We start from the raw sequence: 20,025 nt of genomic DNA on the forward strand, positions 1-20,025 counted from the left end.
CCTTATTGTTTGCCTGCGAACCGGTCCGTTGCCCGGATCAGCTGCTCGAGAATGCCGGGTTCCGAAAAGGCATGCCCGGCGCCTTCGATCAGGTGGAACTCGGCCTTTGGCCATGCCTTGTGCAGCAGCCAGGCATATTTGGCAGGGCAGGGCATGTCGTAACGCCCGTGGACGATGACGCCGGGGATATCCTTCAGCTTGTAGGCATCGCGCAGCAGCTGGCCCTCATCCATCCACCCGGCATGGACGAAGAAATGGTTTTCGATGCGCGCAAAGGCATAGGCGAACTCGGCTTCTTCGAATTTGCCGCTGGTCGATTTCTCCGGCAGCAGCGTGATCGTCTCGCCCTCCCAGATGCTCCAGGCCTGGGCCGCCTTCAGAGCCACCGCCCGGTCCGCACCGGTGAGGCGCCGGTTATAGGCGAGCATCATCTCATGGCGTTCTTCAGGCGGGATAGGAGCGACAAAGCGCTCCCACTTGTCCGGGAACATCTCGGAGACACCGAACTGATAGTACCAGTCGAGTTCGGCCCGCGTCAGCGTGTAGATGCCGCGCACGACGAGTTCGGAAACGCGATCCGGATGTTTCTCGGCATAGGCGAGCGCCAGTGTCGAGCCCCAGGAGCCGCCGAAGACCTGCCATTTGTCGATGCCCGCCATCTCGCGCAGCCGCTCGATATCGGCAACGAGATGCCAGGTCGTGTTGGCCTCGAGGCTTGCATGTGGGGTCGACTTGCCGCAGCCGCGCTGGTCGAACAACAGCACGTCATAAAGATCAGGATCGAACAGACGGCGATGGGTGGGTGAAATGCCTCCGCCCGGACCGCCATGCAGGAAGACCGCCGGCTTGGCGCCCGGCTTGCCGCAGCGCTCCCAATAGATCACATGGCCGTCGCCGACATCGAGATGGCCGGAAGCATAGGGTTCGATTTCCGGATAGAGTGTGCGCATCGCTCCAGTCATATCTTCACGCCTTTTGCGGGCCAGACAGCGGTATCGTGGTCGGGATGCTGGAAGGAGATGATCGCCTCCTGCCGGGCGTAAAAATCCGGATCCTTGTGCACGGGCGCGTCGAAGATCGTCTCGACCCAGGGCAGGCGGGCATCGTAATTGACCTGGATCTGCGGGGCGAGATCGCTGCGGTCGTCGAATGTGCCGATCGCAAGCTCCAGCCCGCCAGGATGACGATAGGTCATCGGCGTGCCGCAATCGCTGCAGAAGCCGCGCTCGATATTGACCGAGGACTGGAAATAGGTCGGTTCACCGCGCGACCACTCCATGCCCTCTTCCGGCGCCGTCACCAGAGCGGAAAAGAAGCCGCCGAACTGCTTCTGGCACATGCGGCAATGGCAGATGGACGGACGTCCGAGCTTGCCTGTTATGCGGAAGCGTACGGCGCCGCACTGGCAGCCGCCTGTTCTCGTCGTCTCGGTCATGGATGAGCTCCTGAAGGCCATTGGGATGTATCGTGGTCGGGATGCTGATGATTGCTAGCCGCAATCCCGTCCTCGCGATCGGTTGTTTCCGGTTCCGGTTCGACGGGCAAGCCGTCGAGCGCATGAAACCAGACCATTTTGCTGTCGAGATTGGATTGCATGACCGGCTTTACAGCTTGCGGATCATCGAGCGAGCCGAGCGTGATGTTGATGAAGTCGGCATCGGGAATGTCGTAGAAAAGCGGCGTACCGCAATCGCCGCAGAAGCCGCGCCGCACGAGGCCGGAGGAGTGGAACCATTTCGGCTCGCCACGCGTGAGCTCGAAATCGACCCGCATCACCCCTGCAAGCGGCAGGAAATAATTGCCGGCCGCCTTCTGGCACATGCGGCAATGGCAGACATGTGGGTAGCCGAGCTCGCCATTTGCCTTGTAGCGAACCGCGCCGCATTGGCATCCACCGCTCTGTTCAGCCTTTGCCGTCACGCGTGATCCTCCGGCGGCCAGACCGGCGTATCACGGTCGGGGTGCTGATAGGACACGATCTGATGGAGGAAGGAACCGGCAGCGAGATCTGCCTCGGTTCGTTCTGCCGGCAGTTCGTGCAGGTGATCGACGAAACCGATCTTGCCTTCCACCCCCCACTGAATGGTCGGCGGCAGCAACGACGGATCATCGAACGCGCCGGCCGCAACCGCCATGCCGTCGGGCGCCTCATAGGTCAGCGGCGTGCCGCAATCGCCGCAGAAGCCGCGGTTGACGAAATTCGAGGACCGGAAGGTCTTGCGCTGGCCTCTGGTCCATTCGAATTCCATTCCGCGTACGGAGACCAGCGGTGCGTAGTAGGCGCCGAACGCCTTCTGGCACATGCGGCAGTGACAGATCGACGAATCCGGCGGCGTGCCCCGCGCCCGGAAACGGATCGCGCCACATTGGCATCCGCCGGTATAGGTGTTCATTTCTTCACCTCCCACGTCGTCACCCGCTCGCCCGTTGCCGGATCCTTGCCGTCCTTGAGCTGGATGCCTTCGGCAGCAAGCGTGTCGCGGATCTTGTCGGCCTCGGCGAAATTCTTCGCCTTCAAGAGCTCGAGCCGCGCCTTGACGCGCGTATCGATTTCCGCCGCCACGGCCTCGTCGATCTCCGTCTTCTTCGGCAGCACGCCGAGCAGGGCGGCACTGGCTGCAAAGACGGCGGGATCGCCGGATTGGGCAAGCGCATGCAGCGCCTGGACGGCGGCGACCGTGTTGAGGTCGTCGGCGAGCGCATTCAGCACCGTTTCGTCCGGCTTGGCATTGCCGGGTTCTGCGGCCGGCCATTTGGCGAGCAGCCGCTCGGCTTCCTCCAGTCGCTTGACGGAGAAATCGATCGGTTCGCGGTAATGCGTCATCAGCATCGCAAGGCGCAGCACTTCGCCCGGCCATTGCCGGCCGGCGAATGTCTCTGTGTGCAGAAGTTCGTAGATGGTGACGAAATTGCCTTCGGATTTCGACATCTTGCGGCCTTCGACCTGCAGGAAGCCGTTATGCATCCAGACATTCGCCATCACGTTGGTGCCATGGGCGCAACGCGACTGAGCGATCTCGTTCTCATGGTGCGGGAAGATCAGGTCGAGCCCGCCGCCATGGATATCGAAGACATCGCCGAGATAGCGCCCRCTCATGGCCGAGCACTCGATGTGCCAGCCCGGTCGGCCGCGGCCCCAGGGGCTCTCCCAGCCGGGTTCGTTTTCGTCCGACAGTTTCCAGAGCACGAAGTCGCCGGGGCTCTTCTTGTGCGCATCGACGGCGACGCGGGCGCCCGCCTGCTGCTCATCGAGATTGCGTTTCGAAAGCTGGCCGTAATCGGCCATCGACTTCGTATCGAACAGCACTTCGCCTGAGGCCTGGTAGGCATGGCCACGCGCAATCAGCCGCTCGATGATCTCGATCATCTGGGCGATATTGTCGGTCGCGCGTGGCTGCACAGTCGGCTCGAGCGAGCCGAGTGCCAAGGCATCGCCGAGAAACTGCTTCTCGGTCTTCTCCGTCACTGCCCGGATCGCCGCATTGAGCGGCAGGCCCGGATAATCGCGCAGCGCCCGCGCATTGATCTTGTCATCGACATCGGTGATGTTGCGCGCATAGGTGACGTGGTTTTCGCCATAGACATGGCGCAGCAGGCGGAACAGCACGTCGAAGACGATGACCGGCCGGGCATTGCCGATATGGGCGAAATCATAGACCGTCGGGCCGCACACATACATGCGGACGTTTTCGGCATCGATCGGGGCAAACACCGATTTTTCCCGCGTCAGCGTATTGTACAGCTTCAGTTCCGGCGTGCCGCCCATTCCACTCTCCTAAAATGCATATGCAGAAAAATACCACCACCGGCAGGCCGGGGCGTTTCGCATCTTGGACATTTGGGAGACGAAAACGGCCAGGCCAGCTTTGGGCTAGCGAATAATCTTCCGGCAAATAATGCAGGTAACCGTTTTCATGACGCGTTTTATGGCGCGGGATCGGAGTTTGGTCAAGGAGAATAAAGCGATCTGAAACAGCGAATTCGACCCCGCATCACGGTGAAGCCGCTATCGATTGTTGAGATCCTGCGTCTCGGAGAAGATCGGTTGAGAACGCAATTTCTGAGTGAAGCCGGTTGCCGAAAAGCAGATTGCACCCTTGTCCAACTCGATCTCGTAATCCCAGACGAATAGTTCGCCGCTCGGAGTCGGGCGCATGTTTTTGCGCGTGACGTCCGATATGATTGTTGGAATAGTATTCTCGGGCTCGATTGCAATTTTCAAGTCGGAAACATTGTGAAAGCTGAGGTCGCATTCCGACACCCAGAAGCCGGCGAAGAGATCGCCTCGTCTTTCCCATTTGAAGATATAGTCGATATCGATTTTGAACTCGAAGTTCTCATTTGGAAGCGAGATCGAGTAGAGGCGGCAATCGTGCCAGCCCATCACATCAAAATCCTCGCTGCTCCAAATCTCCCTCTCGATCACCGGATCATCCCGGCAGCTGGTAATCGACCAGCTTCTTCTCGCGCACGATGAACAGCTTGCCCGTCTCGGTCACGCCGGGGCCGAGCAGTGGCAGGATCGCCTTCGCCACTTCGGACGGATGCGGCAGGCTCATCGGGTCTTCGCCCGGTACTGCCTGCGCGCGCATGGCGGTGCGCGTAGCGCCCGGATCGACGCTGGTGATGCGCAGCGGCGTCGATTGCGTCTCGCCGGCCCAGGTGCGGGCAAGCGCCTCGACGGCTGCCTTGGAGGCGGAATAGGCGCTCCAGAAGGGTCGGCACTTGTGGGCCGCGCCCGACGACATGATGACCGCGCGGCCGGCATCCGAGTGCGTCAGCAGCGGATCGACCGAGCGGATCAGCCGCCAGGTGGCATTCACATTGATGTTCATGACCCTCTCGAAGACCTTCGCCTCGATATGGCCGATCGGCGAGATGACGCCGAGCACGCCGGCATTGGCAACGAGAACGTCGAGTTTGCCCCAGCGCTCGAAGATCGAGCCGCCGAGACGATCGATTGCTTCCATATCGGCGAGATCGAAGGGAACGAGCGTCGCTGAGCCGCCCACCGCCTTGATGGCATCATCAAGCTCTTCCAGGCCGCCGACGGTGCGGGCGCAGGCAATCACATGCGCGCCGGCCTTGGCGAGTTCGAGGGCGGTGAAATAGCCGATGCCGCGCGATGCGCCTGTGACCAGCGCGATCTTGCCTTCGAGATTGATGTTCATCTGCCTCGGTCCCGGATGTGCTTGAAAAGGTAAGGGGCGCAATAAGCGCCCCTGATAGGAAAGTCAAAGCGGAAGCGGCTCAGCCGTTGCTGGCAAGCACGGAAATCTTGTTGCCCATGGACTCGCCATTCTTGTCGAGCAGCCGGGTCGGATAGTCACCGGTGAAATAATGGTCGGTGAACTGCGGGCGGGCCGGGTTGCGATCCTCGCCGCCGACGGCGCGATAGAGGCCGTTGATCGACAGGAAGGCGAGCGAATCCGCACCGATATATTTCGCCATGGCTTCGACATCGGCATACTGGTTTGCGAGCAGCTTGTCGGCGTCGGGCGTGTCGATGCCGTAAAAATCCGGGAAGAAGATCATCGGGCTGGCGACGCGGATGTGCACTTCCTTCGCGCCCGCCTCGCGGATCATCTGCACGATCTTCAGCGAAGTCGTGCCGCGTACGATGGAATCGTCGACCAGCACCACGCGCTTGCCTTCGATCATCGCCCGGTTGGCGGAGTGCTTCAGCTTCACGCCGAAGGCGCGGATCTGCTGCGTCGGCTCGATGAAGGTGCGGCCCACATAGTGGTTGCGGATGATACCGTATTCGAAGGGAATGCCGCTGGCCTGTGCGTAGCCGAGCGCCGCGGGTGTGCCGCCATCGGGAACCGGCACGATGACGTCGGCATCGACATGGGCTTCCTTGGCAAGGTTCATGCCCATGTTCTTGCGCGTCGTATAGACGTTGCGCCCGCCAACGACTGAATCCGGACGTGCGAAATAGACATATTCGAACAGGCAGAGGCGCTCCGGCTGCTGCTTGCTCGGCTTGCGGGCATCGATGCTGATCGAGCCGTCGGGCTGGATTTCGCAGATGACGACTTCGCCATTTTCCACGTCGCGGATGAACTTGGCACCGATAATGTCGAGTGCGCAGGTTTCCGAGCAGAAGATCGGCTTGCCATCGAGTTCGCCCATGACGAGTGGGCGGATGCCGGTGGGGTCGCGCGCGGCGATCAGCTTCGYGCGCGTCATTGCGAGCATCGAATAGCCGCCTTCCATCTGACGGATAGCATCGATGAAGCGATCGGCCGTGGACGTGTGGCGGGATCGCGCGATGAGGTGGAGAACGACCTCGGTATCCGACGTTGACTGACAGATGGCGCCGGTCGCGATGATCTGCCGGCGCAGCGTCAGGCCGTTGGTAAAATTGCCGTTATGGGCAATGGCGATACCGCCTTCTTCCAGTTCGGCAAAGAGCGGCTGCACATTGCGCATCGCCACTTCGCCTGTCGTGGAGTAGCGCGTATGGCCGATCGACATGCTGCCGGGCAGGCGGGCGAGTGTCATCGGATTGGTATAATGGTCGCCGACGAGGCCCATATGGCGTTCCTGATGGAAGCGCTTGCCGTCGAAAGAGACGATACCGGCCGCTTCCTGCCCTCGATGCTGCAGGGCGTGGAGACCGAGCGCCGTCAGCGCCGCAGCATCGTCATGTCCCAGAATTCCGAAAACGCCGCATTCTTCATGCAGCGTGTCTCCGTCGAGCGGATCGTCAATCGGGAAGGAATGGGACTGGTTCATTTCTGCGGGCCTCTGCTCTCACAAGAATGGATCGGCTTGTCCAGTAGCATGATACCGGAAATCTTGCAGCTTTCCGATAAATTCATGCTGAACGACACTTCCTCAAAGCCCGCTCGCCGGCTCTGAAACGGTTGAGGCCCGGCAGAGCGGAATGCCCGGCCGGACCTTTGGTCTTACGTCCCGCTCAAATGGCAATTGCCAGGCCGCGGGTCAAGCGCGTGAACACTGCGTCAATTAGATGGCTGCTGTGCGCCATTGTTAGGCGCGGGTGCTGCGTCTTCCGCCGGAGCCTGATCGTTGGCCGGCGCATTTTCTTCCGTCGTGCGCGCGCCACCAAGCTTCTCGGTAATGCTCTTCTGGATCATCTGGGCGAATTCATCCGGCAGGACCGCCTGCAGGCGAACGACGAGAGAATCCAGGAATGGCTTCGATTTGGCATTGTTGACCCAGGCTGGGCGGTGATCGGCATCGACCAGCCAGTTCCAGAAGGCGACGGCGACGACGAGCAGAAGTATGCCGCGCGCAGCACCGAAGAGGAAGCCCAAAGTGCGGTCAAGCGCGCCGATGCGGCTGTCGATGATGAAATCGGCGATCTTCATGGTGATGAAGGAGATGATGATCAGCGCGATCAGGAAGACGACGGCGGCCGAGCCGACGATGGCGATACGGTCATCGTCGGTATATTTCTTCGCATACGGCACGAGATGCGGATAGAGATAGTAGGCGGCGGCTGCAGAGCCGCCCCAGCTCGCGATCGAGAGGATCTCACGCGAGAAGCCGCGGACCATTGCCAATACGGCGGAGAAAAGCACGACGCCGATGACAATACCGTCGAAAATCGTAATGGGCATGTAAATTCCACTCCAGACTGCCGCCTTGCGGGCCGCGTCGCGCCTTGTTTGGCTGATCCTATAGCATCCCCGCTATCAGTGATGAAGGATCAAACGTCTTCTTCCACACGCTGCAACGCCCCTTTCGAGCCGGCTATGCGCGCGACCAGATCCGGCAGGCTCTCGATCTCGCTCCAGCGGCCGCCGCTCTTGGGCAGTTCGGCGGAACCGGATGGCAGCAGAGCAGCCGAAAATCCCAGCTTTTCGGCTTCTTTAAGGCGCTGGGCTGTTTGCGCAACCGGCCGGACGGCGCCCGACAGACTGACTTCGCCGAAATAGACGCAATCGGCCGGAAGGGCAATACCGGCCAGCGAGGAAACAAGGGCCGATGCGACGGCAAGATCGGCGGCAGGCTCGGAGATGCGGAAGCCGCCGGCGATGTTGAGATAGACGTCATGCTGGCCGAGGCGAACGCCGCAATGGGCCTCCAGAACCGCAAGGATCATCGACAGGCGAGCCGAGTCCCAGCCGACGACTGCGCGCCGCGGCGTGCCGAGCGATGTCGGCGCCACCAGCGCCTGCACTTCGACGAGAACGGGCCGCGTGCCTTCCATGCCGGCAAAGACGGCAGCACCCGGCGATTTCTCGTTGCGCTCGCCGAGGAAGAGTTCGGAGGGGTTGGCGACTTCGCGCAGACCCTTGTCCGACATTTCGAAGACGCCGATTTCATCGGTCGGCCCGAAGCGGTTCTTGACCGTGCGCAGGATGCGATAGTGATGGCCGCGGTCACCCTCGAAATAGAGCACGGCATCGACCATGTGCTCGACCACGCGCGGGCCGGCGATCTGGCCGTCCTTGGTCACATGGCCGACGAGCACCATGGCCGCGCCCGTCTGCTTGGCAAAACGGATCATCGACTGCACACCGGTGCGCACCTGCGTGACCGTACCCGGCGCGGATTCGGCGAGCTCGCTCCAGAGCGTCTGGATGGAGTCGATGATGACGAGATCGGCGCGCTTGCCCTCGGCCAGTGTTGCCAGAATGTCTTCGACATTGGTCTCTGCCGCCAGCATCACATCCGTGTCGGCCGCATTCAGTCGCTGGGCGCGCAGTCGCACCTGCGCCACAGCCTCTTCGCCCGAAACGTAGATGATCTTGTGCCCGCGCCGGGAAAGGGCGGCCGCCCCTTGCATCAGCAGCGTCGATTTGCCGATGCCGGGATCGCCGCCGACGAGCACGGCCGAGCCGCGCACGAAGCCGCCGCCCGTGACGCGGTCGAGCTCGGAGATGCCGGTATGGATGCGCGGCGCTTCCTCGATCTCGCCGGACAGGGCGGTCAGTGCCACCGGCCGGCCCTTCTTCGGCGTCTTGGCCGGTCCGCCGCCGATGCCGCCCATCGGGTCTTCCTCGACGATGGTGTTCCACTCGCCGCAATTGTCGCATTTGCCGGCCCAGCGGTTATGCACCGCACCGCAGCTCTGGCATATGAATTGTGTTCTGGCCTTGGCCATCAATGACTGCTTTCACGTAGAGCCGCCTGGGCGGCCGAATCGGTTTCGCCCTAGATAATGGCTTCCTGCACCGATCAAAACTAATGATTTTCCTATCAGTGGCCGGGCTGGCAGCATGGGCAGGCTCTCAAGGGATAGGCCATGCTCGATTATTCGCTCGCTCACTGGATCGGTTTTTTGACTGCGGCGGTCCTTCTAAACATCTCGCCCGGCCCGGACATGGCCTTCATCCTCGGCCATACGATGAAGAGCGGCACGCGCGCCGGCTTCTCTGCCGTCTTCGGCATCTGGACAGGCGCCTGCATCCACGTGCTTCTTGCCGCTTTCGGCCTGTCGGCGATCCTTGCCGCCTCGGCAATCGCCTTCTCCACCGTCAAATGGGTGGGCGCGGTCTATCTCGTCTGGCTCGGTATCCAGGCGCTGCGCTCGAAAGGTGAGGGCGGCTTCGTGCGTGCAGCGGGCGAGACGCTCGGCTGGCGGCGCATCTATCGCCAGGGCGTACTGGTCTCGCTGCTCAATCCGAAAGTGGCGATCTTCTTCCTCGCTTTCCTGCCCCAATTCGTCGTGGAGGGCGCAGGCCCGGCATGGCTGCAGCTTGCCGTTCACGGCGGCCTGATCATTGTGGTCGCCTTTTTCATCGAGCCGCCGCTGATCCTTGCGGGAGGGCGGCTTGCTGATCTCTTCAAGCGCAATGCCAGGATAGGCCTGTGGCTGGATCGCGGCCTTGGTGCGCTGTTCGTGGCGCTCGGCGTGCGCCTCGCGCTCACAACACGCTAAGGACTATTCCTCGTCCATCTCGTACTTGCGCTCGTGGCGCAGGCCGATGCTGGTCAGCATCTCGTAACCGATCGTACCGGCAGCCTTGGCCGCGTCGTCCACGAGCATGTTCTTGCCGAAGAGCTCGATATAGTCGCCGGCGCGAACCGCATTTTCCGGGAGGTCGGTCACGTCGAAGATCGTCTGATCCATGGTGATGCGGCCGGCGACAGGTACCTTGTGACCGGCAATGAAGCCCTGTCCGCCCTGCGGCACTGCCTGGCGCAACGGCACGCCGCCGCTCGACTGGCTGCGCATGTAGCCGTCGGCATAACCCGCCGCAGCAACGGCGAGCCGGCTGTCGCGCGTCAGCTGCAGCGTCTGCCCGTAGCTGACGGATTCACCGGCCTTGACGCTACGGACCTGGATGATGCGCGCCTCGGCGGTCGCCACCGGACGCATCGCGTTCGCCATGCCGTTGACGGCCTGCCCGCCATAGAGCGCAATGCCCGGCCGCGTGAGATCGAAGTGATAGTCGCTGCCGAGCAGGATGCCGCCGGACGCCGCAAGACTTGAATCGATACCTTCATAGGCGGCGCTAACCTTGCGGAATGATTCAAGCTGCTGCCTGTTCATTGCCGAGGAATGATCGTCGCCGCAGGCAAGATGGCTCATGACGAGAACGGGCGCAAAACTCGCCGGCCGCGATACATCATCCGCAAGAGCGAGCGCTTCATCCAGCGTCAGTCCGAGGCGGTTGAACCCGGTGTCGACATGCAGGGCGCAAGGATAGTCGCCGTAATCTGCAAGCACCGCCATCCAGAATGCAAGCTGCTCTTCCGAGGAGATGATCGGCACCAGATCGTTTTCGAAGAAGCGCCGCTCGGTGCCGGGCCATATGCCTGCCAGCACGAAGATGCGTGCCTCAGGCGCAAACATGCGCAGCGTCACACCTTCATCGACGGTCGCCACGAAGAAATCCCGTGCGCCGGCAAGATAGAGCGCTTCGCCGGCATCCTCGATCCCCATCCCATAGGCATCCGCCTTGACGACGGCGGCCGCGCGGGCCTTCCCGGAGCGTCGCGCCATGTCCCGCCAGTTGTCCGTCAGCGCCGTCAGGTCGACGGTCAGCCGCAGGCCGGCGGAGGCGAAAAGGTCGTCGTCTTCGAAGGGGATGGAAAAATCTGTCATGAATCGCCGCACTGAAAGGGAAGGGAAAATGCTGCCAATACTCTAGAGACCATTGTGGCAAAGAGAAAGCACGCGCAGTCACATAGCAGCCTTTCCCACATGCGATCACTTTTGTTCAAGACGGACGGCCGGGCGCGCGCTAATCTGACCGGATGCAGAACGTATCGCAAAAAGAGGCGGCAGATGCCATGCCGCTTGCCAAGGTGGAATCGGCCCGCTTCTGGCGGGATAGCCGTTTTCGCGACATGGAATGCCTGAGCGCCAGTTTTCTCACGCATGAATACGCGCCGCACGCCCATGACACCTTCAGCATCGGCGCGATCGAAAGCGGCAGCCAGATCGCGACACTGAGCGGAAGGCGGGAAGAAACCGGACCAGGAGACCTCTATCTGATCGATCCTGGTGTCGTGCACGACGGCGCTCCGGGCGGTGAGGGCTATCGCTACCGTATGATCTACCCGGATACGAAACTGTTCATCGATATTCTGGAGGATGTCACCGGCAAGGCCTTCAACGCGACGCCGTCCTTTGCCAGGGCACTGCCGCGCGATCCGCAGTTTGCCAGAGCCTTCCACACTGCGCACCGCACGCTTGAAAGCGGCGCTGGCGCGCTGGAATCCGATGAAAGCATGTTCTCGGTGCTGGCGGCGATCTTCGCGCGTTATGGCAGCACGATCGTCTTGCCGGTCGATACCAAGGAGCGGAGCGCTGTCGCCCGTGCTCGCGATTACCTGATCGAGAATTTCGACAGCGATGTCGGCCTCGAGGAACTGGCGACGGTGGCGGGCCTCAGCCGCGCCCATCTGATCCGCGCCTTCCGCCGGGAATATCACATCACCCCGCACGCCTTCCTGACCGACCGGCGTGTCCTCGTCGCCCGGCGATTGCTGAGGGAGGGCCGCATGCCGGCCGATGTCGCGGTCCAATGCGGCTTTGCCGATCAGGCGCATTTCACGCGCCATTTCAAATCCCGCACCGGGGTGACCCCCGGCCAGTTTCGAGTCGGTTGATCACTTTCGTTCAATACAGCACGCGACTGCCTCGGCTACCTCTCCGCCATCTTGATGTGGAGGTTGCCAATGTTGCAACAGACCGGGCCAGCCGGCAAAAATCCTGTCCGCGAATTCCTGGGCGGAATGCGTGCCATTTTTCCGTTGATCGTCGCTGTATTGCCGATCGGCCTCGTCTTCGGCGCGGTCTCGGCCACCAAGGGGCTTTCGGCCCTGGAAACGACGCTGATGAGCGCGCTCGTCTTTGCCGGCGGCTCGCAGTTCGTGGCGATGGATATCTGGACGCATCCGGCGAGCTGGATCGGCGTCGGCTTCGCGGCCCTGCTCGTCAATATCCGCCACGTGCTGATGGGCGCCTCGATCGGCACGAAGATGCAGTGCTTCTCCGGTATCAAACGCTATATCGCCATGCTGTTTCTCGCCGATGAGCTCTGGGCCATGGCGGAATTCCGCGCCGGGACGACACGGCTTACACCCGCCTGGTATGCCGGCATCGTTACGCCCTTCTACCTCACCTGGGTCGGCTCGTCGCTTGCAGGTGCGCTGCTCGGCGCCTTTCTCGGCGATCCCGCCGTCATCGGTCTCGACTTCGCCTTTCCGGCTGTCTTCATCGTGCTGGTCATGGGCTTCTGGAAGGGGCGGGAAACCGGTGCCGTTCTCGCGGCAAGCGGGATTGCGGCCGTCGCCGTCCATCATTTCGTGCCAGGCGTCTGGTACATCGCAGCCGGCGCGCTGGCGGGGCTGGCCATGGCTCTCTGGAGAGGCAGGGCGCGGGAGCAGGCAGCATGACGCTCGATCCCAACACTCTGCTTGCCATCCTTGCCATGGCTGCCGCCACGATCTTCACCCGCATCAGTGGTCTCGTATTGATCCGCTACGTCGAGATCAACGAGAACAGGAGAACGGCAATCGAAGCCATTCCGCCGGCAGTGCTGATGGCCGTCATTGCCCCAACCGCATTTGCGACCGGTTGGGCGGAGACGCTGGCCTGTGTGGCGACCGCAGTCGCCGCGAGCCGCCTGCCAATGCTGGCAAGTGTCGTCGTCGGTGTGGCAACGGCAGCGCTTCTTCGTGCTGCAGGGCTCTGAAGCAAATCAGCAAAATTGCGCGGAGGTTTTGCGCCCTGAGGAATTGACGCGCGAAACCCGCGTCAATGTTCCTCGTACTGGGTAAAGGACGGATCGGCGAGATCGGCGAAGCGCGTGAATTCCGACTGGAAGGCGAGCTTCACCGTGCCGGTCGGTCCGTGACGCTGCTTGGCGATGATGACATCGGCCGTGCCCTTCACCTTGTCGAACAGCGCTTCCCATTCCGGATATTTCGGGTCGTGTATATCGCGCGGTTCCATGTTCTTCACGTAATATTCCTCGCGGAACACGAAGAGCACGACGTCGGCGTCCTGCTCGATGGAGCCGGATTCACGAAGGTCGGAAAGCTGCGGGCGCTTGTCTTCGCGGCTTTCGACGGCACGCGAGAGCTGCGACAGCGCGATGATCGGAACGTTCAGTTCCTTGCCGAGCGCCTTGAGACCAGTCGTGATCTGCGTGATTTCCTGAACGCGGTTCTCGTTCGACTTGCCGGAGCCCGTCATCAGCTGCACGTAGTCGACGACGAGCACGTCGAGACCGCGCTGGCGCTTGAGACGGCGGGCACGCGCCGAAAGCTGGGCGATCGAGATACCACCGGTCTGGTCGATGAACAGCGGCACTTTCTGCATCATCATCGAGCAGGCGACAAGTTTTTCGAAATCGGCATCGTTGATGTCGCCGCGGCGGATCTTCGAGGAGGAGACTTCCGTCTGCTCGGAGATGATACGGGTGGCGAGCTGTTCGGACGACATTTCGAGCGAGTAGAAGCCGACGACGCCGCCATTCTTTGCCTTCATGCTGCCGTCGGACTGCACTTCTCCCTCGTAGGCGGCCGCGATATTATAGGCGATGTTGGTCGCAAGCGAGGTCTTGCCCATCCCCGGACGACCGGCAAGCACGATCAAGTCCGAGCGCTGCAACCCGCCCATCTTGGAATCGAGCGAGTGGATGCCGGTGGAAATGCCGGAGAGGCCGCCGTCACGTTCCTTGGCGACAGCCGCCATGTCGATCGCGAGCGCCACGGCATCGTTGAAGGCCTGGAAGCCGCCGTCATAACGACCATTTTCGGCAAGCTCGAACAGGCGGCGTTCGGTATCTTCGATCTGCGCCTGCGGCGGCATGTCGAGCGGCGCGTCATAGGCGATGTTGACGACATCCTCACCGATGGTGATCAGCGCGCGTCGGATCGCCAGATCGTAGATTGCTCTTCCGTAGTCCTCGGCATTGATGATCGTCACAGCACCCGTGACGAGGCTGGCGAGATATTGCGAGACGGTGATGTCGCCGACCTTTTCGTCGGCCGGCAGGAAGGTCTTGACCGTTACCGGGTTGGCGATCTTGCCCATGCGGATGATGTCGCCGGCGACCTCGAAGATCTTCCGGTGAAGCGGCTCATAGAGGTGCGTGGGCTTCAGAAAGTCAGACACCCGGTAATAGGCGTCGTTGTTCATCAGGATGGCGCCGAGCAGCGCCTGTTCGGCCTCGATGTTGTTCGGCGCTTCGCGATAGTGCTGCTCTGCGGGAGCAACGGCGGCAATCTTTCGTGCAGCTTCGTTCATCGTCATCCGTACTGTCTTTTCCAAAACCCGGATTTGCAGGGCGGACTGAATAAAATCAAGTGCCGCGCGGCAACTACTTTCAGCTCGCCGTCAAATCGGCGGCGCTGTGCACGTTGTTCGATTTCTCCACAGTCGGCGGATCGCTTGAGGAGAAATATCCTGACTGTCACTTGCGGGACACGGTGCCTGCAGCGACTCACTTCGTCATTCCAGCATTCTGTTATTTTAGCGCCCTCGATTGGAGGACGCAGCAAAAAAGCCTGCCGGCTGGAAAAGCTCCAACAACAAAAAAGCCCGGCGCGAGCCGGGCTTTTCGTTCTGCCTGAAGACAGAAATTATGCTTCGTCTTCGTCGAGGCCGTCGGCTTCCGGATCGAAGAAGTCTTCCGGACGCAGTGCGTCTTCGTCAACGCCGTAGATGGCGTCGACAGAGGTGAGTTCTTCACCCTTGGACTGGCGTTCGGCTTCTTCAGCAGAACGGGCAACGTTCAGCTCAACGTTGATCTCAACTTCAGCATGGAGCTGCAGCTCGACCTTGTGCAGGCCGATCGCCTTGATCGGCGTGTTGAGGTGAACCTGGTTGCGGGCGATATTGAAGCCTTCGGCAGCCAGAATGTCGACGACGTCGCGGGCAGCGACGGAGCCGTAGAGCTGACCGGTTTCGCCGGCGGACCGTACGACGATGAAGGACTTGCCGTCGAGAACGTCGGCAACCTTCTGGGCTTCGGACTTGCGCTCGAGGTTACGGGCTTCGAGCGTTGCGCGCTCGGATTCGAAACGGGCCTTGTTGGCAGCGTTGGCGCGCAGTGCCTTGCCGAGCGGCAGGAGGTAGTTGCGTGCAAAGCCGTCACGAACCTTTACGGTTTCGCCCATCTGGCCGAGCTTGGAGATGCGTTCGAGAAGAATGACGTCCATGGTGTTTTCCTTTCTTGTTCTCAGATTTCGGTATCGGTTTGTTTGGGGGCATCGGCATCCTTGGTCGGGGTCAGGGCGATCGCCTTGCGGGTATCGGCAAGACCGAGCACGAGGATGAAAAGAGCTGGCAGCATCATGGTGGATGCCAGGTAGCAGAGAATGAGGGCCGGCAAGCGCCAGTCCTTGCCGCGGGTGCGGAAGTGCAGTGCGGCGAAGCCGGACATCAGGAAGCCGGCGCCGAAGGCTCCGACGACCGTGGCGCCGATCATCGCCGGAATTCCGCCCATGAAGGTGGCGGCAAGACCGGCGAGGAAGATGAAGATCGAATTCCGGTTCATGCGCAGCGACGAGGGGATATCCTCGCGCGGGCGCAGGCCCTTGCCGGAGGCGGTGACGATGCGCGTCGCGATGTAATAGGCGGCAAACAGCATCACCACCCAGATGGCGCCCTGCAGCGCGGGCAGCATGAGCACGACGAGCGACTTGGTCTGGGCGGTCGCGACCGGGYCCGGAACGAAAGTCGGCTGCTGCTCCTGCAGCGAGGCCATCAGCATGTCGACCATCTGGTCGGTAATCTCAGGCCCGTAACCGATCATGATGCCGGTAACGATGACGGCGATCGTGACCAGGCCACAGAGATGTAGAAGGATATCGGACAGCGGATACCAGGCAAGCAGATGGTCGGGGCCGCCGAGTTCGGACGCTGGGCGCGCAAGGTTTGCAAGATGGCTCAGCCAGCCGGCCGGCAGCAGCGTCACCATCGTCATGACGAGCGCGAAGGACGGCGAAATGGCGATCGCACCCAGCACGGCAGCGGTGACGACGGCGGAAATGGCGGCGAGGTTGCCCCAGCCGAGGCCGACGAGCAGGATGGGAAGTGCGGAAGCAGCATAGAGCACAGCACTGAACGACGGCTGCATGCTCGCGCCAAGCACCAGCAAGGCGGCGGTCAATCCGGCGAGTGCGCCGATCGCAAGCGTTTTCGGGTCCAGTTTTTTCACTTCGCTGTCCTGCTTCATCAAGCAGTTAGAGGATTTCCCTGAATCGATCCGGGAGATACCTCAACATGGGTTTTAAGGTTCCGATCCGCGCCCATCGCGGAAGGGAGGAAGCCCCGGATCCGAAGATCCGGGGCTTCGAAAGTCAATTAGGCGACGACGTACGGCAGCAGGCCGAGGAAGCGTGCACGCTTGATCGCCTGGGCGAGTTCGCGCTGCTTCTTCTGGGAAACGGCCGTGATGCGGGACGGAACGATCTTGCMGCGCTCGGAAATGTAGCGCTGCAGGAGACGGACGTCCTTGTAGTCGATGCGCGGAGCGTTTGCGCCGGAGAACGGGCAGGTCTTGCGACGACGATGGAACGGACGACGGACCGGAGCGGAGGAAGATTCAGACATTCTTATTTCTCCTTATGCACGGTCTTCGCGGGGAGCGCGATCAGGACGCGGGCCACGCTGGAAGTCGCCGTCACGGCGCGGCGGACGATCGCCGAATTCGCGGCGCGGGCCACGGTCGCCGCCTTCACGCGGGCCACGGTCGTCGCGGTCGCGCTTCTGCATCATGGCAGACGGGCCGTCTTCGTGCTTTTCAACAGCGATGGTCATGTAGCGAAGAACGTCTTCGCTGATGCGCATCTGGCGTTCCATTTCCTGGATCGCAGCTGCCGGTGCATCAATGTCCATCAGGGCATAGTGAGCCTTACGGTTCTTCTTGATGCGGTAGGTGAGGGACTTGAGGCCCCAGTTTTCGATACGCCCGACTTTACCACCGTTAGCTTCGATAACACCCTTGTACTGTTCTACGAGGGCATCAACCTGCTGCGTGGAAATATCCTGTCGGGCAAGGAATACATGTTCATAAAGAGCCATGACAGCTTTGCCTTTCTTGCGTTGATCAGAACCCGGCATTCGGCGGCTAAGCCTCAACGACTGCTCCTGAGAGGCGATAGCGCCAAGCAAGAAAAGCGTTTCCGAGACGGTCGAGAGCGGAGACACGGGAGGCTGGAACGCTTCCGTTCCGAACGGCTCGCAAGAAGCAAACCGGCCCTCCGTTCAGCCACCAGCCAGAAGACCGGGTTAACGAACAGGGGCGCTTATACGGATTTTTGCGCGAAAGGCAAGGGAAGCGGGCAATAAACTACGAAAAGCGGCCACCGCCAGCCGGAATGAGAAAAGAGCGCGATTGCTCGCGCCCTCAAAACGTCGGGGATACCGCCCCCCTCAGAGCGGCATCGGATACTGCCGGTGAACCTTCTCGATCTCCGCCAACACTTCGCCGCTGAGCTTCACGCCGACGGATCCGATATCCGTCTTCAGCTGTGCCATCGTGGTTGCGCCGATGATGACCGAGGTCATGAAGCGACGGGTCAGGCAGAAGGCGAGTGCCATCTGCGACGGATCGAGCCCATGCCGAGCCGCGATATCGAGATAGGCCTTCGTCGGCGCTTCCTGCAGCGGCTGCAGGCGGCCGCCGAGATCACCGTTGATCGCGGCGCGCGTGCCCGCAGGCTTCTCGCCATTGATGTATTTCCCACTCAGAATGCCGGCGGCAAGCGGCGAATAGGCGAGGAGGCCGACATCTTCGTGATGGGAGAGTTCCGCGAGGTCGAGATCGAAATGCCGGTAGAGAAGATTGTATTCGTTCTGGGTGCTGGCGACGCGCGGCAGGTTCATCTGCTCGGAGAGGCTCACATATTTCTGGATGCCCCAGGTCGTCTCGTTGGACAGGCCGAAGGCGCGGATCTTGCCCTCCTTCACCAGTTCGCCCACCGTCTGCAAAATATCGGTCATGTTGGCGACGGCCTTGGCGCGATCCTGCCCGAAGGGATCGTAGTGCCAGCTCTGGCGGAAATGGAAATGGCCGCGGTTCGGCCAGTGGATCTGGTAGAGGTCGACATAGTCCGTCTTCAGCCGCTTCAGGCTGGCCTCGAGCGCGAGGCGGATATTCTTGGCGTCGGCGCCTTCGCCGTTGCGCAGGTAGGAGCGGCCGGTACCGGCAACCTTGGTGGCAAGAACGATATCCTTGCGCTTGCCGGTCCGTTCGAACCAGCTGCCGATATACTCCTCCGTGCGGCCCTGTGTTTCGGCCGAAACAGGCGTGGTCGGATAAAGCTCGGCGGTATCGAAGAAATTGATGCCTTCCTGGACAGCGTAGTCCATCTGCTCGTGGGCTTCTGCCTCGCTGTTCTGCGTGCCCCAGGTCATGGTGCCAAGGCAAATCTCGGAAACGGAAATATCGGTGCGGCCTAATTTATTATATTTCATCGGAAACCCTGGGCGTGGTCTGAAAAAGGGAAAGGCGTGGGAAGAGCCGCGCAAATCTAGGACGGATTTGCCGAAGCGCAAGAGAAAAAACCGAGCGTTTCCGCTGGGGCGAAAGGCTTTGGAGAGAAACTGCCGCCACTTGACTCTCAAAGAAAGAATGTCAATTGGAGGCGAAATGGCCCGACGGGCACTATCGAGGGATTGAAAAATGACCATTGCTTTCACTTTTCCCGGCCAGGGCAGCCAGGCCGTTGGCATGGGCAAGGATCTCGCCGAGAATTTTGCTGAAGCCCGCGCCGTTTTCGAAGAGGTCGATGAAGCGCTCGGTGAAAAGCTTTCCGACACCATGTTCAACGGTCCCGAGGATAAGCTGACGCTGACGGCAAACGCCCAGCCGGCGCTGATGGCCGTCTCCCTGGCCGTTATCCGCGTTCTCGAGGCCAGGGGTCTCGATCTGAAGGCCAAGGTCGCCTATGTCGCCGGCCATTCTCTTGGCGAATATTCCGCCCTCTGTGCCGCCGGCACCTTCTCGATAGCAGATACGGCCCGTCTTCTGCGCATCCGCGGCAATGCCATGCAGGCTGCCGTGCCTGTCGGCGTCGGCGCCATGGCCGCCATCATCGGCCTCGAACATGCCGACGTGCAGGCCGTCTGCGAGGAGGCTGCAGCGATCGGCTCCTGTCAGATTGCCAACGACAACGGCGGCGGCCAGCTCGTCATATCGGGCGAGAAGTCGGCCGTCGAAAAGGCCGCTGGCCTTGCAACCGACAAGGGCGCCAAGCGGGCCATTCTGCTGCCGGTCTCCGCTCCCTTCCATTCGAAACTGATGGCACCTGCCGCAGATGCCATGCGCGAGGCGCTCGCCGGCGTGAAGAAGGCCAATCCGGTCGTGCCCCTTATCGCAAATGTTCGCGCAGCACCTGTTACGGATGCCGAGGAGATCGCAGCCCTTCTCGTCGAGCAGGTCACTGGACAGGTTCGCTGGCGCGAAACGGTGGAATGGTTTGCCGCAAACGGCGTTACCACGCTCTATGAACTCGGTGCCGGCAAAGTGCTGACTGGTCTTGCACGCCGCATCGACAAGACTATCAATGGCGTCTCGGTCAACGGCCCAGCCGATATCGACGCTGCCGTTGCCGCACTCACGGCCTGATTGCCCCACT

At 61.4% G+C, this 20,025-nt stretch carries 22 protein-coding genes; 5 read left to right on the plus strand and 17 right to left on the minus strand.

The features are described 5' to 3' along the window. Positions 1-2: 2 nt before the first annotated feature. The 10 genes from pip to radA form a co-directional block, all read right to left on the minus strand. On the minus strand, positions 3-962 hold the full coding sequence (pip, locus tag AC1DF8_RS15995; RefSeq protein WP_478154150.1) for a prolyl aminopeptidase: 960 nt from the start codon (positions 960-962) through the stop codon (positions 3-5). Further along, positions 959-1,435: a GFA family protein gene (locus AC1DF8_RS16000; RefSeq protein WP_018115565.1), complete on the minus strand. Its 477-nt coding sequence runs from the start codon at positions 1,433-1,435 to the stop codon at positions 959-961. Before AC1DF8_RS16000 ends, pip begins: the two co-directional genes overlap by 4 nt. Next, positions 1,432-1,920: a GFA family protein gene (locus AC1DF8_RS16005; RefSeq protein WP_478154151.1), complete on the minus strand. Its 489-nt coding sequence runs from the start codon at positions 1,918-1,920 to the stop codon at positions 1,432-1,434. Before AC1DF8_RS16005 ends, AC1DF8_RS16000 begins: the two co-directional genes overlap by 4 nt. Further along, positions 1,917-2,393, minus strand: coding sequence for a GFA family protein (locus AC1DF8_RS16010; protein ID WP_113013927.1), 477 nt, complete (start codon positions 2,391-2,393; stop codon positions 1,917-1,919). Before AC1DF8_RS16010 ends, AC1DF8_RS16005 begins: the two co-directional genes overlap by 4 nt. After that, positions 2,390-3,766: a cysteine--tRNA ligase gene (gene cysS, locus AC1DF8_RS16015; protein WP_478154152.1), complete on the minus strand. Its 1,377-nt coding sequence runs from the start codon at positions 3,764-3,766 to the stop codon at positions 2,390-2,392. The genes AC1DF8_RS16010 and cysS overlap by 4 nt, the downstream gene beginning before the upstream one ends. Positions 3,767-4,006: 240 nt before the next feature. After that, complete coding sequence (locus AC1DF8_RS16020; protein WP_478154153.1) at positions 4,007-4,426, minus strand: hypothetical protein; 420 nt, start codon at positions 4,424-4,426, stop codon at positions 4,007-4,009. A 4-nt stretch (positions 4,427-4,430) separates the two neighbouring features. Beyond that, a complete protein-coding gene (locus tag AC1DF8_RS16025; RefSeq protein WP_478154154.1) occupies positions 4,431-5,171 on the minus strand; it encodes an SDR family NAD(P)-dependent oxidoreductase in 741 nt (246 codons plus the stop codon). Positions 5,172-5,250: 79 nt separating this feature from the next. Further along, positions 5,251-6,741, minus strand: coding sequence for an amidophosphoribosyltransferase (gene purF, locus AC1DF8_RS16030; protein WP_478154155.1), 1,491 nt, complete (start codon positions 6,739-6,741; stop codon positions 5,251-5,253). Positions 6,742-6,971: 230 nt separating this feature from the next. Beyond that, on the minus strand, positions 6,972-7,592 hold the full coding sequence (locus AC1DF8_RS16035) for a CvpA family protein (RefSeq protein WP_112544723.1): 621 nt from the start codon (positions 7,590-7,592) through the stop codon (positions 6,972-6,974). An 89-nt stretch (positions 7,593-7,681) separates the two neighbouring features. Further along, entirely contained in the window at positions 7,682-9,082 is a 1,401-nt protein-coding gene (radA, locus tag AC1DF8_RS16040) for a DNA repair protein RadA (RefSeq protein ID WP_018115556.1), read from the minus strand. A gap of 141 nt (positions 9,083-9,223) precedes the next feature. On the opposite strand from radA, the gene AC1DF8_RS16045 reads away from it, so the two are divergent. After that, positions 9,224-9,859: a LysE family translocator gene (locus AC1DF8_RS16045; protein WP_018115555.1), complete on the plus strand. Its 636-nt coding sequence runs from the start codon at positions 9,224-9,226 to the stop codon at positions 9,857-9,859. Between the two features lie 3 nt (positions 9,860-9,862). Here the strand turns inward: AC1DF8_RS16045 and alr are convergent, their stop codons facing one another. Next, a complete protein-coding gene (alr, locus tag AC1DF8_RS16050; RefSeq protein WP_478154156.1) occupies positions 9,863-11,029 on the minus strand; it encodes an alanine racemase in 1,167 nt (388 codons plus the stop codon). A gap of 188 nt (positions 11,030-11,217) precedes the next feature. On the opposite strand from alr, the gene AC1DF8_RS16055 reads away from it, so the two are divergent. From AC1DF8_RS16055 to AC1DF8_RS16065, 3 genes are all read left to right on the plus strand, one after another. Further along, on the plus strand, positions 11,218-12,039 hold the full coding sequence (locus AC1DF8_RS16055; RefSeq protein WP_112544802.1) for an AraC family transcriptional regulator: 822 nt from the start codon (positions 11,218-11,220) through the stop codon (positions 12,037-12,039). A gap of 69 nt (positions 12,040-12,108) precedes the next feature. Continuing rightward, complete coding sequence (locus AC1DF8_RS16060; protein WP_112967987.1) at positions 12,109-12,828, plus strand: AzlC family ABC transporter permease; 720 nt, start codon at positions 12,109-12,111, stop codon at positions 12,826-12,828. After that, on the plus strand, positions 12,825-13,127 hold the full coding sequence (locus AC1DF8_RS16065) for an AzlD domain-containing protein (protein ID WP_113208495.1): 303 nt from the start codon (positions 12,825-12,827) through the stop codon (positions 13,125-13,127). The genes AC1DF8_RS16060 and AC1DF8_RS16065 overlap by 4 nt, the downstream gene beginning before the upstream one ends. Positions 13,128-13,189: 62 nt before the next feature. Here the strand turns inward: AC1DF8_RS16065 and AC1DF8_RS16070 are convergent, their stop codons facing one another. The 6 genes from AC1DF8_RS16070 to AC1DF8_RS16095 form a co-directional block, all read right to left on the minus strand. Then, positions 13,190-14,686 carry a replicative DNA helicase gene (locus tag AC1DF8_RS16070; RefSeq protein ID WP_007820234.1) on the minus strand — a complete coding sequence of 499 codons (1,497 nt, stop codon included), beginning with the start codon at positions 14,684-14,686 and terminating at the stop codon, positions 13,190-13,192. Between the two features lie 335 nt (positions 14,687-15,021). Beyond that, positions 15,022-15,600 (minus strand): 50S ribosomal protein L9, encoded by a 579-nt coding sequence (gene rplI / locus AC1DF8_RS16075; RefSeq protein ID WP_018115549.1) that lies wholly within the window; start codon positions 15,598-15,600, stop codon positions 15,022-15,024. Positions 15,601-15,620: 20 nt separating this feature from the next. Further along, a complete protein-coding gene (locus tag AC1DF8_RS16080) occupies positions 15,621-16,601 on the minus strand; it encodes a DUF2232 domain-containing protein (protein WP_478154157.1) in 981 nt (326 codons plus the stop codon). Positions 16,602-16,747: 146 nt separating this feature from the next. Further along, complete coding sequence (gene rpsR, locus AC1DF8_RS16085; RefSeq protein ID WP_478154158.1) at positions 16,748-16,996, minus strand: 30S ribosomal protein S18; 249 nt, start codon at positions 16,994-16,996, stop codon at positions 16,748-16,750. 12 nt (positions 16,997-17,008) lie between these two features. Then, on the minus strand, positions 17,009-17,467 hold the full coding sequence (rpsF, locus tag AC1DF8_RS16090) for a 30S ribosomal protein S6 (protein ID WP_029616526.1): 459 nt from the start codon (positions 17,465-17,467) through the stop codon (positions 17,009-17,011). A 351-nt stretch (positions 17,468-17,818) separates the two neighbouring features. Then, positions 17,819-18,862, minus strand: a complete 1,044-nt coding sequence (locus tag AC1DF8_RS16095) for an aldo/keto reductase (protein WP_478154159.1) — start codon at positions 18,860-18,862, stop codon at positions 17,819-17,821. 208 nt (positions 18,863-19,070) lie between these two features. Here AC1DF8_RS16095 and fabD point away from each other — a divergent pair, with 208 nt between their 5' ends. After that, complete coding sequence (gene fabD / locus AC1DF8_RS16100; protein ID WP_113013935.1) at positions 19,071-20,015, plus strand: ACP S-malonyltransferase; 945 nt, start codon at positions 19,071-19,073, stop codon at positions 20,013-20,015. Positions 20,016-20,025: the final 10 nt, after the last annotated feature.

This window comes from Rhizobium sp. 05N49, assembly GCF_056396805.1.